General features: G+C 54.9%; 9 protein-coding genes. 5 read left to right on the top strand and 4 right to left on the bottom strand.

All coding sequences use genetic code 11. The features are described 5' to 3' along the window. Positions 1 to 184: 184 nt before the first annotated feature. The 4 genes from EYY67_RS04865 to EYY67_RS04850 all read left to right on the top strand — a co-directional run bounded on the left by EYY67_RS04865 (position 185) and on the right by EYY67_RS04850 (position 4371). Entirely contained in the window at positions 185 to 1150 is a 966-nt protein-coding gene (locus tag EYY67_RS04865; protein ID WP_131692968.1) for a glutathione S-transferase family protein, read from the top strand. Between the two features lie 80 nt (positions 1151 to 1230). Then, the gene (locus EYY67_RS04860) at positions 1231 to 1473 is read left to right on the top strand and encodes a DinI family protein (RefSeq protein WP_095922806.1); all 243 of its coding nucleotides are present in this window, start codon (positions 1231 to 1233) and stop codon (positions 1471 to 1473) included. 219 nt (positions 1474 to 1692) lie between these two features. Beyond that, a complete protein-coding gene (locus tag EYY67_RS04855) occupies positions 1693 to 3465 on the top strand; it encodes a penicillin-binding transpeptidase domain-containing protein (RefSeq protein WP_131692967.1) in 1773 nt (590 codons plus the stop codon). Between the two features lie 519 nt (positions 3466 to 3984). Beyond that, positions 3985 to 4371: a helix-turn-helix domain-containing protein gene (locus EYY67_RS04850; RefSeq protein ID WP_095922808.1), complete on the top strand. Its 387-nt coding sequence runs from the start codon at positions 3985 to 3987 to the stop codon at positions 4369 to 4371. A gap of 133 nt (positions 4372 to 4504) precedes the next feature. Here EYY67_RS04850 and ompC read toward each other — a convergent pair whose 3' ends face one another. Further along, the gene (gene ompC / locus EYY67_RS04845; RefSeq protein ID WP_095922809.1) at positions 4505 to 5623 is read right to left on the bottom strand and encodes a porin OmpC; all 1119 of its coding nucleotides are present in this window, start codon (positions 5621 to 5623) and stop codon (positions 4505 to 4507) included. Positions 5624 to 6400: 777 nt separating this feature from the next. Here ompC and EYY67_RS04840 point away from each other — a divergent pair. Beyond that, on the top strand, positions 6401 to 8389 hold the full coding sequence (locus EYY67_RS04840; RefSeq protein ID WP_131692966.1) for a DUF4034 domain-containing protein: 1989 nt from the start codon (positions 6401 to 6403) through the stop codon (positions 8387 to 8389). 249 nt (positions 8390 to 8638) lie between these two features. Here EYY67_RS04840 and EYY67_RS04835 read toward each other — a convergent pair whose 3' ends face one another. The 3 genes from EYY67_RS04835 to EYY67_RS04825 are packed head-to-tail and all read right to left on the bottom strand — an operon-like array spanning position 8639 to position 13430. After that, positions 8639 to 9808: a beta-barrel domain-containing protein gene (locus EYY67_RS04835; protein WP_095922811.1), complete on the bottom strand. Its 1170-nt coding sequence runs from the start codon at positions 9806 to 9808 to the stop codon at positions 8639 to 8641. A 17-nt stretch (positions 9809 to 9825) separates the two neighbouring features. Beyond that, on the bottom strand, positions 9826 to 12003 hold the full coding sequence (locus tag EYY67_RS04830; RefSeq protein WP_095922812.1) for a type I secretion system permease/ATPase: 2178 nt from the start codon (positions 12001 to 12003) through the stop codon (positions 9826 to 9828). A 50-nt stretch (positions 12004 to 12053) separates the two neighbouring features. Continuing rightward, on the bottom strand, positions 12054 to 13430 hold the full coding sequence (locus EYY67_RS04825; RefSeq protein ID WP_119822559.1) for a TolC family outer membrane protein: 1377 nt from the start codon (positions 13428 to 13430) through the stop codon (positions 12054 to 12056). Positions 13431 to 13437 lie beyond the last annotated feature (7 nt).

The following is a 13437-nucleotide window of genomic DNA, read 5'->3' as shown; positions in this document are numbered from 1 at the left end:
TCGCCGCCAGACATGAAGCCGAAAAAGCCAGCCCTCAGCGGTTGGCTTTTTTTTGCCCCGCATTTCCCCTTCAAATTATTTGACCTTCTCTATGAAAATTATGTCGTTTATAGCCCGGCCTGAAACCGTTAGCTTGGGATCTGAATTCTAACAAGCTGATAAAAACAGAGCGGAGTGCGCCATCGTGTCAGGACTGGTCAACGGAAAATGGGTAAGCGGCGACGTCGCGAAAGAAGAAATCAAAAACGGTGCCTTTCATCGGGAAGACACCGCGTTTCGTGAAACGCATATCGAGCCGCAGGCGGGGCGCTACCAGTTGTTCATCTCTTTGCTCTGCCCGTGGGCATCGCGCACGCTGATTTTCCGCCATCTGAAAGGACTGGAAAAATTCATTCAGATTTCGGTCGCGCAGCCGGTAATTGGCGAAAATGGCTGGACGTTCGATACGCCGCAAGATGCAGGCGATAAGATTGCGCCGGTCAGCTATGTTCATCAGCTGTATACCGCCAGCGACGCCACTTACACCGGTAAGGTATCGGTGCCGGTGTTGTGGGATCGCCAGGAAGGCCGCATCGTCAACAATGAATCCGCCGACATTATCCGCATTCTCAACCATGCCTTTGATGCGCTGACGGGTAATCAGGATGACTTCTACCCTGCCGCCCTGCGCGAAGAGATCGACCGCTGGAATGAGATGATTTATCACGACGTCAACAACGGGGTTTACAAGACCGGCTTTGCGAAAACGCAGGAAAGCTACAACGCGGCCGTAACCCGGTTGTTCAGCACGCTCGATACCCTCGAGGCACATTTACAGACTCACCGTTATATCGCCGGTGAATATCTGACCGAAGCCGACTGGCGGCTGTTCGTCACGCTGGTGCGTTTTGACAGTGCCTATCACGGTGCCTTCAAATGCAATATCCGCCGTATCGAAGACTACCCTAATCTTTCAAATTATTTGCGCGAACTCTACCAGTGGCCGGGGATCAGCGACACGGTAAACCTCCCGCACATCAAACAGGGCTACTACGGCATTCTGTGGCTTAACCCGACCGGCATTGTTCCGGCAGGCCCGGAACTGGATCTGCGCCGCCCGCATGATCGTCAGCGTCTCAGCGGACGCGGGGTGATGCACACAACCGGCTAAAAATCACTTGGACCCGCAGGCATAACACTGTATATTTGAACAGCTATTTTTTTTTGCCAGTCATATTGATGAGGAATGTTATGCGGGTCGAACTGATTTTTGACAAACGGAATGTCTCCGGTATCCCGAATGCCAGTGAAAAGATTGAAGCGGAACTGGTCAAGCGGGTTCACCGGCTGTTTCCTGACGCGGAAGTAAAGGTCAAACCGATGCAGGCCAACGGGCTGAACACCCACGGCGCCAGCAAGCAGGAACGTTCGCAATTAAACCAAATGTTAGAAGAAATGTTTGAAGAAGCCGATGAATGGCTTTCGGTGGAGTAAAAATCCGCGCCGCCGTTGCACTTGCTTACAAAGGGCAATTGAAATAAACAATCCATCGCGGTGGCTTAATATAAGATGTGCGTGTTATACGAAATTCATTATCAATCAGAGCGATGAGTTGCACAAAACGTGGTTCAGACAGGGCTGATTTCTCCGGCCACTTGTTCCCCGCGCCTTCGCTTTTCGCTTCACATGCGTCAATGACTTTGCGAAACCGCCATGCCACCGAGCCCAAGAAAATCCAGCGCCCAACCTAATTTTTACACCAAGCGCTTTGCGCTGATTTGTCTCGGTATTGTCTTCTGCCTGGCGCTTCTGCTGGGCCGCGTGGGTTATCTGCAGTTACTTAACCAGCCAATGCTGGAGAAGGAAGCCGACTCACGCTCTCTGCGCTCCACCGTCATTCCTGCCGGACGCGGAACCATTGTAGACCGTAACGGTCACCCGCTGGCGCTGAGCGTCGCCTCAAAAGACATTATTGCGGATCCGTTCCGTGTGCTGGAACTGCACAGCGATCTGAACAGCCCTAAGTGGCAATATCTTGCTTCCGCGCTGAATATGCCGCTCTCCCAGTTGCAGCAAACCATCACCAGTGATCCGCAACGCCGCTTCGTTTATCTTGGCCGCAAAATCGAAGAAGGCATTGCCGCCGATATCAGCCAGCTTCACCTTGGCGGTATCACCAGCCAGCTTGATGACAGCCGCTATTATCCGATGAGTGAAGCCGCCGCCAATCTGGTGGGAATTGTCGGCACCGATAATGAAGGGCTGAACGGCATCGAGAAAGGCTTTAATACGCTGCTGCAGGGCAAACCGGGTATGCGCGAATACCGTCAGGATCGCCATGGCAATGTGATCGGTGTGCTTAAAGAGGTGCCGCCGCAACAACCGCCGACCATCAACCTGAGCATCGACAGCTTCATGCAGTACGTGCTGTATTCCCGGCTGCGTGATGGCGTGACGCTCAACCAGGCGGAGTCCGGTGCCGCCGTTCTGGTGGATGTGAATACCGGCGAGATTTTAGGCATGGCCTCCTACCCTTCTTACAACCCGAATAACTACGCCGGAGTTCAGGCGAAGAACATGCGAAATGTGGCGATCAGCGACAGCTTCGAGCCGGGTTCGACGGTGAAACCGCTGGTGGTGATGGCCGGTCTGAACCGCCATATGATCCGCCCGGATTCGGTACTGGATACCCATCCGTACACCGTTAACGGTCACCTGATCCGCGACGTCGGCCACTGGCCTGCGCTGACCATCACCGGCATTTTGCAAAAATCCAGTGACATTGCCGTTTCGCATATCGCGCTGGCGATGCCCGCCAACGTGCTGGTGCAGCTTTATCAGTCGTTCGGTTTAGGCAAGCCGACCGACTTAGGCATTGGCGGCGAAAGCAGCGGTTATTTCCCGGCGCACCGTGATCGCTGGGCCGATATCGAACGCGCCACTTTCTCGTTTGGCTATGGTCTGCGCGTCACCCCACTGCAAATTGCCCGCGAATACGCCACTATCGGCGCGGAAGGCATTTACCGTCCGCTGTCGATCACCAAGGTCACGCCGCCGGTGCTGGGCACCCGCGTGATGTCGGCTGATGTGGTCAGAACGGTTATTCATATGATGGAAAGTGACGCCCTGCCGGGCGGTTCCGGCCTGAGCGCGGCAGTGCCGGGCTACCGTCTGGCCATCAAAACCGGTACGGCGGAAAAAATGGGTGCCAGCGGCAAATACGATGGTGGTTATATCAACTACACCGCCGGTGTGGCCCCTGCCAGTAACCCGCGCGTGGCGCTGGTGGTGATGGTCAACAACCCGCAGGCAGGTAAGCACTTCGGGGGGTCAGTGGCCGGGCCGATCTTCGGCCAGATTATGGGTGAAATCCTCAACCATATGAACATTGCGCCGGATGCGCTGGTGCCGGAAACGCCACCAACAACGGTGATTAATGGGGGTCAGAAAACCGATCTGGTGCGCCGTCCGGCAACGGATGGTTAAACGAAACCTCTAAAATTCGTTAAAAATTCCTGACAGGCTGGATCTCACAGAAATAAGCGGTTAACGTTCGCAGACTTATTGGCTGAACGGCTGGCTGAAGACCTACTGTGGAGGAAGAGCGTACGCTCTGAAAGAAAAAGCATGAAACGGCTTCTTATCGTCTTTCTGATATTTGTTGCGGTTTGTCTGGGTGTGATTGCACTGAATATGCAGGGCAACGGCCCGTGGTAACTGATTGCCGTTCCCTGACGCGGAACAGGGGGAGGCATCACTTTGCCGGGGCGTAAGCACTTCGTGATGTTGATTATTCTTATTCTGGTCGGGATCGTTCTGGTGGATGACGGCATCGCCCGGTTAATCCACTGGATCCTGTTACGTTAGGATCAGGCCCGTCTGGCTGTGCGGCTTACCGGGCCATTGTTGTCTGCTCAACCCCTGACCCACTCAGAGCAACACCTGCCACGCCAACCTGACGAACTCGTGTATAATAGCGGTATTCAACCTTAATACAGACTGGTTATGGCTCAAGACATTCATCTCGCTATCGTCTGCGCACTCAGCAAATGGATTGAAGGCCACCTTGGTCGCGTGATCCACCTGGAAGAACTGGCTGAGTACTCAGGTTATTCGCTCTGGCACATGCAAAAACTGTTCAAGGAATCGACCGGCATTTCTCTGGGGAAATACATCAGGGAAAGACGTCTGGCGAGCGCTGTTTATCAGCTGAGCAGCAGTGAAACGCCGATTTTCGATATCGCGATGGATTTCGGTTTCGGCTCGCAATCGCATTTCACCTACATGTTCCGCAAGCGTTTCAACATTACGCCACATGAATTCCGCCAGAACCCTGACATCGAACTCGATGTGTCTCCCCCGCTGCATCTGATCCATCAGAAATCAGCCTGAGGCTGCCTGAGTCCTGCTCGTCTCCCCCACGCTTTACCCAAAAAAAACGCGACCCTCAGAGGCCGCGTTCTTTTTACTGCACATTCTTTATTGCTAAAGACTACGCGCTATTCTGTGTCTGAGAAAGGCACGCTTAGAACTGATACACCAGACCTACCGCCGTCACGTCATCGGTGTTGATACCGGCGTTATCGGTGAAGGTGCTGCTGTCGATCAGGTTGATTTTATAGTCAACGTAGGCTGACATGTTTTTGTTGAAGTAGTAAGTCGCACCCAGGTCAACAAATTTAACCAGATCCTGATCCTGATAGTTGTTACCCAAACGGTCTGAACCTAAATCTTTACCGCGGGTTTGGTTATAGGCCACGAACGGACGCAGACCGAAATCGAACTGGTAGCTGGCGTAGGCTTCAAATGCCTGAGATTCGTTTGCATAACCGTAAGCTTCTGAATCGGTAGAACCGAAGCGGGAAGCGTTATACGCCTGAGTAAACATCGCGGCCAGATAGACGTTATTGGCGTCATATTTCAGACCGCCGGTATAGCCTTCGGCTTTTTTACCGTCGCCCATGATACCGGTTGCGGAGTTTTGCTCATTGGTACGGTCAGAGTTAAAGAAGGCACCCGCCACGCTGACGCCCGCGCCAATGTCGTAGCTCAGGGACATACCGTAGCCGTCGCCGTTCTGCGTCAGCACATCACGCGTACCCGGTTCGCCGCCGCCGTCATTTTTACCCTGATATTGCAGAGCAAAGTGCAGGCCATCCACCAGACCGAAGAAGTTATCGTTACGGTAAGTCGCCACGCCGTTAGTACGCTGGTACAGGAACTGGTCTGCGCCGTACGTCGAACCATCGAACTCAGGCTGCATGTCGGTCCAGGCGGCCACATCGTACATCACGCCATTGTTACGACCGTAGTCGAAAGAACCCATGTCGCCAAATTTCAGACCCGCGAAGCCATAACGGGTGAAGGAGGTATTGCTGGAACCTTCATCCTGATTCGCCTGAACCTGATATTCCCACTGGCCGTAACCGGTCAGCTGATCAGTGATCTGTGTTTCACCTTTGAAGCCCAGACGGATGTAGCTCTGGTCACCGTCTGAACCCGCATCATTTGAGAAGTAGTGCAAACCATCAACTAAACCGTACAGGTCCAGTTTATTACCATCTTTATTATAAACTTCTGCCGCACTTGCTGAACCCGCTACCACTAACGCAGGGATCATGAGTGAAAGAACGCGGAGTTTCATTTTTCTGTCCTCGATAGGTGTCGGACCGTGCCACTGAATGTAAAGTACACGTTTTTTACTGTTTTAAATCTGCTTAACGCTTATTGGTATCTGTATAAATGTTGGCCCGACATGGCAAATCCATTCTCATGATATAAATTCTATTAATCCAGAAAGAAAATGATACGAAATTAGTTAAGACATTTCGTTCATATTTAAACGTGTAACAAAATATTAATTTTGAGTAATTTTTCAGCTTAAGATAATTGTTAAAATAAAGCACGCAAAGCTAAATTCAAATAATTACCCTTAAAAACAAACACTTATGCAAAATACTTACCGCACTAAGTGATAAAGCAAACATTCGTATTTAATATATACTCTCTCTCGCTATCATCATTATTTGTTATTTAATTACCCTCATTCCCCGTTTTGTGGAAACAACAGCCGACCCTTTGTGGTCGGTTTTTTTTCGTTTCGTGAAAATATGATCACGTCCTGTGATATTCATCACTAATTATATCGCGACGGTTAACTGTATTTCTCCATAATAACCTCATCATTTCTCCTTATTTCAAAACCCGATTTTCTTAATAATTGCTATCTAATCACCTAAATTAATAAGGTATTTTAGGAAAGTTATTAACCGGTAATTGTGGAGAGGCAATGTTAGTCACTGACCGTTCAGATCCGTTACTATAGCCAAAGTCAGACCAATCCCGCTGAAAGCCAGCGGGAAGACCGTTAGACTGCCGGTGCCACGTAATGCCTTCTTTATTCAACTGTTCAGGGAACCTCATGCCACAACAGGACCAGCTCGACAACCTCTCCAAAGCCAGAATGCTTCTGGCAACCCGCCGTTTTCTAAAACTCGACGAGTGGCTGTTGTCACAGATGCGTGGCTGGCAAAATCAGGGCGAAGGTCACAGCGATTATGGCCTGCTGATGCACCCGTCCACCCTGTTTACCGGGACAGAATCTCCCCCGCTTAATCCGCTGGAAATACTCAGCGACTGGGCGCAGCAGTGTCCGCAAAGCTACCACGCCCATGTGCTGCTGGGCATGGTCTGGCATGAACACGCCTGGATAATCCGCCAGCCGCAGGGCGAAAATGAGACGGAAGATCACCAGTGGCTTGGCGCGCAACTGTGCTGTGATTATGCGGTTCTGGCGTTTTTACGTGCCATAGAATTGCATCCGCGTCCGACCCATGCCCTGCGTCATATGATGAATCTGAGCGGCGGTTTCGGCGAGCCGTACTGGCTGAAAGCCCTGTTTGCCGGTGAAATCCCTAAGCCCCTGCATGAGAAGTTTTCAATTCAGGGCAGTGAAATCTGGCAGGCTGGCGTGGCACATCTCCATGCCCTTGGTTTTGAACCCGCAACCCACTGGCCGCAGGCGTTGCCGGTAGCATTACAACAAACCCGCAAGCCCGGCGAAGACGCGCTGGATTACTGGCTGCGGATGGCCATGTCAGTACGCCATGCTGATGCCGGCACCATGGCTTCCTATCTGTTATTCCATTCCGCGTTCTGGGGCGGCAGCGACGAGCAACAGATGCAGATTATCGACAGTCCGCTTTGTGCTGAATTCAGTGATGAGGAGCGCAATCAGTTCCGCGCTACTGCTATGTGCGATGCCCTCTCCGGGGACATCGCTGACCGCGAGTCGCCACGGGCGCTTGAATTACAGCAACGTTTAGCCGCGTTGCTGGCGACACCTCTCGAACCGGCGACCCGCATCCGTCTGCTGGATCTGGCCGGGATTTGTACCGCGTACTGGCAGGATGATGATCAGGCCGGACTGGCCGTTTATGACGAATTATTTGCCGTTTCCCCGCAGGCGATGCCCGGCCATTCCGCGCAGATGTTTATTTCGCGTGCCGTGCTGGCAAATGGTCACGAGGAAGGGTTGCCGGTCCTGACACAGCTGCTGACCCGCGGACTGAGTCAGGCCAATGATCCGCTGCTGGTGGCGTTTGCCGCCACTGCGCTGCAATTTGGTTTGTACGGATTACCCGCCCGGCCGGAGCTGAGCGACGGCCTGATGGAGCACGCCTGGTCGCTGATCCAGCAGTCCGGCGATGATCAGCCGCTCAGCGATCTGGTCACACTGGCGCATGACATGGCAATCAATGACGATATTGATGCCGCGCATTTTCTGATGACCGGCATGGCCCGTCACGGCAGCGCCATTCACTGTTATGAGCTGTATTTCTTCTACCGCAACGGCTGGCATCAGGATGTGCCGGAGCACTATCACAACGACAGCAATGCGATGGATTGCGTGCTCAGCGCCGCCCGTTCTGGCATGGTGCCTGCCATGTTTACCTGTGCCAACGCCCTGCGTGAAGGGTTGGGTGGCGAACCGGATTACGGGCAGGCGATGCAGTGGTATCAGCGCGCCATGGACGCCGGACACCTCTCCGCCGCCTACTTCCGCGCCAGCTGCGCGCTGGATAATGGCTCAGACGCCGAAAAACGTCAGGCGGCACAAACCTGGTTACCTGAAATTCTGCACAATCCGGCACACCCTGATCGGGCCGACGCCGCCTATACCCTCGGCATGGCATATCTGACCGGTACCGGCGTAAAGAAAAACCGCTACCTCGCTGATAAATTCATGGAATTCGTGCTGGAACTGAACCCGGAATCGGAGGCCGCGAAACAGGTTCACGACGATCTCAACGGTTCCCTGCGCGCCAGAATGAATCTGTGGCAGGACAAGCGGAAGGCCGAAGTGGAAGATCCGGTGGCGGAGTTTCGTTTGCAGGAGCCGCTGCAATAGCGGGCTGATATCTTGGGTTGTCGCCCATTCCGGCCTTAAGGGTTTTAAACGGTATAGACCGGCCACATGGGTAACAGTTATAAATGGCATAGCAGAGGACAGCTCCCTCCCCTGCGAAGGGGAGGGTTGGGGTGGGGTATTAATGCAAAATCAAAAAGTTGATGTGCTCACCTCAACTTTCTTTTCGCTTGTAAAACCCCCTCCCAACCTCCCCCTTCGCAGGGGGAGGAGCAAAACACGTCGTTTTTCTTATCTCTCCCTCAGCGATTCCTTCACCTTATTCAACGGTTTAATCAGATAATCCAGCACACTTTTCTGGCCGGTTTTGATGTCTACATTCGCCACCATGCCGGGCACAATCGGGAACTGGCGTCCGGCTTTGTTGGTCAGGAAGGCTTTATCGGTACGGACATACACGCGGTAGTAATACTGGTCACGCTTTACTTCGTCCTGCAAGGTGTCCGGCGACACGCCTTCGACCTTGCCGTCGAGGTCGCCATATATGGAGGAATCGTACGCTGAGATTTTTACCGTGGCAGGCAATCCCGGACGGATATAGGCGATATCACGCGGATTGATGCGGGTTTCGATCAGCAGCTGATCTTCAATCGGCACGATTTCCATCAGCTTACCGCCGGGTTGTAATACGCCGCCGACGGTGGAGACCTGTATGTCTTTGACGATGCCATGCACCGGCGAATACAGCTCAGACCGCGTGACCTGGTCTTCCTTCCCGGCCATCACCTGCAATTCGGCGTCGAGATCGGCGTTGTTTTTTACCTGCTCCTCACGCGCGCGCACTGCGTACTGGTTAACGGCATCGTCAATTTTTCCGCGCAGTTCACTGGCCTGACGTTTAAGGCGGATCACTTCCACCTGCCCCGCCGCGCCTTTTGCCACCAGCGGTTGCGTCATGTTGATTTCGTCATTCACCAGTTTGAGCGACTGTTGCAGATTACTGACCGTTTCATCCCGGTTCTGCTTGCGCGATAAATATAACTGCCGTTCACGCGCCACCAGTTCGGGGGATTTCATGGTCTCCGGACTGAATTTCAGCGGTGCGCCGGTCAGTTCGGCACTCAGACGTTCAGACGATGCCCGCAGTGTCCGCACACGGGAAGCCGCTTCACCGTAGTTCGACTGCGAACGGGTCGGGTCGAGCTGCGCCAGAAGCTGGCCGCGATTGACCACCGAACCTTCCTGCACCATCAGTTTTAAAATCACGCCGCCGTCGAGAGAATCTATCTGCTGGGCCTTGCTGGACGGCGTCACCTTGCCGGTGCCGACGGTGACTTCGTCGAGCACGGCAAAGCGCGCCCAGACGAAAAATACCAGCAAACTGGCCAGCGTCACCCAGATAATCCACGACACTTTGCGGCTTTCGGCTTCCAGTTCATCATGCAATGTCAGATGTGCCATGCGGTGTCCTTAGCAGCTCAGGCTGCGCCTTGTTTTTTATCGTCCACCACGGCTGCCGCCGGTGCGGGCGTGTTACTGGCCGCTTTGGCGAGGATCTGATCCCGTGGCCCGTCAGCCACCACCCGCCCGTTATCCATCACCACAATTCTGTCCACCAGTTTGAGCAGCGCCGGACGGTGCGTCACCACGATCAGCGTGCGCCCCACCAGCCAGCCGTGTAACTGGCGGATGACGTAATCTTCCAGTTGTTCATCCATGGAGGCGGTCGGTTCATCCATCAGCACCACCTGCGGATTACGCAGGATCATGCGGCTGAGCATCACCATTTGCCGCTGGCCGCCGGACAACCCGCGCCCACCTTCATTGATGATTTTATCGAGGCTCGAGGCATCCGCCTGCACCATCGACAGCGCACCGCTGATCCGCAGCGCCTGGATCATTTCCTGATCGGTGGCATGCGGATAACCCAGCATCAGGTTCTGGCGCAGGGTGCCGAAAAACAGCCGTGAATCCTGCGACAGATAACCCAACTGGCGGCGGATATCGGCCGGTTCAACTTTGGTCATGTCGACACCGTCGATCAGGATTTTCCCCTGTGACGGACTGGCCTGGCCGGACAGCAATTTCAGCAGGGTGGATTTCCCCGCGCCGACTTTGCCGAGGATCGCCACCCGTTCGCCCGGTTTGATCTCCAGCTGGCCGATGCCTAACACGTTCGGCGCGTTTTCTTTGTCGTAGGTGTATTGCAGATTGCGCACGTTGAAATGACCGCTGAGCGTCGGGCAATGCGACAGCTCGGCATCCGCGGGGCGATCGACAGGTTTTTTAAGCAATTCATCCAGCCCGCGCATGGCGCTTTTGGCGTGCTGCCAGCGGGAAAAGACCATCGTCAGCTGCATCAGCGGCGCGATGGTGCGCGATGACAACATGCTGCTGGCGACCAGCGTCCCGGTGGTGATATCGCCGCTCAGCACCAGATACACCCCGAACACCAGCATGCCGCCATAAGTCAGTTGCTGCACGGTAGAGGCCCAGCCGGTCAGGCGTGCGCCCCACACACGTTGCTTCATGCCCACCGCCGCGCTCACTTCGTGGGTCTGCTCCCACTGACGCTGAAAATAGGCTTCCGCCTGCAATGCCTTGATGTCTTCGATGCCTTCGATGGTCTCTACCAGCACGGCGTTGCGCAGCGCACTTTCACGCATACCTTCTTTCGCCAGTTTGGCCATCGGCCACTGGATCAGAATGCCGGGGATGACAATCAGCGGGATCGCCAGCAGCGGAATGATCACCAGCGGGCCGCCGATGAAAAACATGATGCCGAGGAACAGGAACACAAACGGCATGTCTGCCGCCGCGCTGATGGTCGTTGAGGTCAGCAGTTCGCGCACCTGATCGATTTCGCGCAGCTGAGAAATAAAGGAACCGGTGGATTTGGGACGGTCGTCGTTTTTGATGTTCATCGCCCGCACGAAAAACAGCGAGGAGACTTTCAGGTCGACTTTTTTGCCCATTAAATCGGACACCAGCGTGCGCATCAGACGGATGACATATTCCATGCCCGCCGCCAGCACCACGCCGAAAAACAGCACCCACAATGTCGGGTAAGACTGCGCCGGGATCACGCGGTCGTACACCTGCATCGAGAACAAAATCCCGGCCAGCGCCAGCACGTTACCGAGAATGGACGCCAGCGAGATCTCGGCAATTTTGCGTCCGGAGCCACGAAAATTCTCCCAGAACCAGTGCTTTTTATGCGGCTGAACAAACTGGTCGATACGCTGATCGCGCCCGCGCGGCGCCACGCCCACCAGAAAGACCGGCCCGTTGCTTTGTTCCAGCAGCACCACCAGTTCGGCGGAACGCAGTAAATCGCCGCCGTCGCTCAGCCAGTAATCCACCGTGCCGTCGTCGTGCAGATTTTCCAGTACCGCAATGCCGCCCTGTTCGAGGGTGATCACCGCAGGCAATACTTCCTGACGCCAGCGCACCTGATTCCAGCTGACCATACCGACCTGAAGTCCCATCAGACCGCTGAGCCGGTCGAGCTGACGCCGCAACGGCTGATGTTCAAACCAGCGCATTTGCTGGCGAAGATAGAGCGGATCTGCTGGCTTACCGAATGTTTCGGCCACACGCCCCATGGCGCTTATCCAGACGTCGATCGACAAAGGTGTTGTTGCTTCATTACTCATTTCAACCTCGTTATCGAATGCTTCTGGGTTATTCCCGTCCTGCCCGTGCGTTACAGCGACGGGATGGTGTCACCTGTTTGTTTCTGGCGGTCGATGCCTAACATGTCGACCAGATTGTCGACCGCAGCGGCGTAACGCACCGTGGCGTCCCAGCCGTCATACAGCGCGCCGATGCGCGAGGTGTCGGCCTGAAAGACGTCCTGTTCGACGCTGAGTAAATCGTTCAGGCTGCGCTTGCTGAGTTTGTATTCGTCCTGATAGACGCTGCGGGTGTGCGTCGCGCTGCCAAACTGTTGCTCGCCAGCAAGCTGGCGCTGCTGCCCGCCGATCATGTCGGCATAGGCCGTTGAGGCTTTCTGGTTGATATCCAGCTTGGCTTTTTCCACTTCGGCCTGCGCCGCCTGCCGCTGGCCTTCTGCCGCGCGGACTCTGGCGCTGACCGCGCCGCCCTGATACACCGGCGCATCCACCGCCAGCTGAACCTGATCATCCCAGTAAGAACCGCCACCGCCGCTGTTTTCATAGCGCGTGCGTCCCGCCTGTACTTTCAGGGTCGGCCAGTGCTGGGCCTCGTTCTGATTCACTTCTTCGATCGCCGCCTGCTGTTTGGCCTGTGCGGCGCGAACCAGCGTGCTGCTTTCGTAAGGGATTTTGTCGAGGGTCACTTTCTGATCCAGCAGGCTTTGCGGCAGATCCGGCAGATTGTCGGAGACCACGCCGGTCAGCACCGTCAGTTGTGCCTGTGCGGAGCGTTGCTGCGCGCGGTATTGTTCGACGGTGGCTTTCATACCGGCAATGCGCGTTTCCGCCTGCAACACATCGGACTGAGAACTCAGCCCGGCGTCGGCGCGCAGTTTGGCGGTGTCCCGCACCCGTTCAAGAGAGGCAATGTTGTCACGCGCCGCCAGGCTCAGTGCCTGATAGCGTTTGACCGAGAGATAGGCCTGCATGGTGCTGAGCGCCACGTCGGTCATGGTGCTGTAAAGCGAATAGCGATAGGAGTCAGACAGGTATTCCTGCTGACTGATGCTGCCGCCGGTACGACCGAAGTCATACAGCAACTGGCTGAGCTGGACACCCGCCGAGGCGTTGTTGCTCAGGCTGCCCGCGGAGTCGGTCTGATGGGATTTTCCCGCCGTTCCCTGTAAGGAAATCTGCGGATACCACGCACTTTTGGCCTCATCAAGATTGCCTTTGCCGACGCGGATTTGCGCGGCGGCCTCGGAGATTTGCGGATTGCGCGCAAACGCCCGCAGGATGGCATCCTGTAACGTCAGGCTGGCGCGCATTTCTTCCGTTGGCGCGGCCTGCCAGTTAAATTCCGGCTGTTTCACCGCAGCCATCACACCCGTATTCCCTGTTAACCCGGTCAGGCACAAGGTGCCCAATATGACGGTCAGTGACCGCATCACTCTCTTATTTTTCATTACCGAC

The organism is Rahnella victoriana (genome assembly GCF_004330295.1).
GTDB lineage: Bacteria > Pseudomonadota > Gammaproteobacteria > Enterobacterales > Enterobacteriaceae > Rahnella > Rahnella victoriana.
This window is presented reverse-complemented; position numbering and strand designations above follow the sequence as displayed.

Bases quoted from the DNA above. Each gene is read 5' to 3' on its own strand.
- EYY67_RS04860 (WP_095922806.1), top strand. From the start codon at position 1,231: ATGCGGGTCGAACTGATTTTTGACAAACGGAATGTCTCCGGTATCCCG.
- EYY67_RS04855 (WP_131692967.1), top strand. From the start codon at position 1,693: ATGCCACCGAGCCCAAGAAAATCCAGCGCCCAACCTAATTTTTACACC.
- EYY67_RS04850 (WP_095922808.1), top strand. From the start codon at position 3,985: ATGGCTCAAGACATTCATCTCGCTATCGTCTGCGCACTCAGCAAATGG.
- ompC (WP_095922809.1), bottom strand. From the start codon at position 5,623: ATGAAACTCCGCGTTCTTTCACTCATGATCCCTGCGTTAGTGGTAGCG.
- EYY67_RS04840 (WP_131692966.1), top strand. From the start codon at position 6,401: ATGCCACAACAGGACCAGCTCGACAACCTCTCCAAAGCCAGAATGCTT.
- EYY67_RS04835 (WP_095922811.1), bottom strand. From the start codon at position 9,808: ATGGCACATCTGACATTGCATGATGAACTGGAAGCCGAAAGCCGCAAA.
- EYY67_RS04830 (WP_095922812.1), bottom strand. From the start codon at position 12,003: ATGAGTAATGAAGCAACAACACCTTTGTCGATCGACGTCTGGATAAGC.
- EYY67_RS04825 (WP_119822559.1), bottom strand. From the start codon at position 13,430: ATGAAAAATAAGAGAGTGATGCGGTCACTGACCGTCATATTGGGCACC.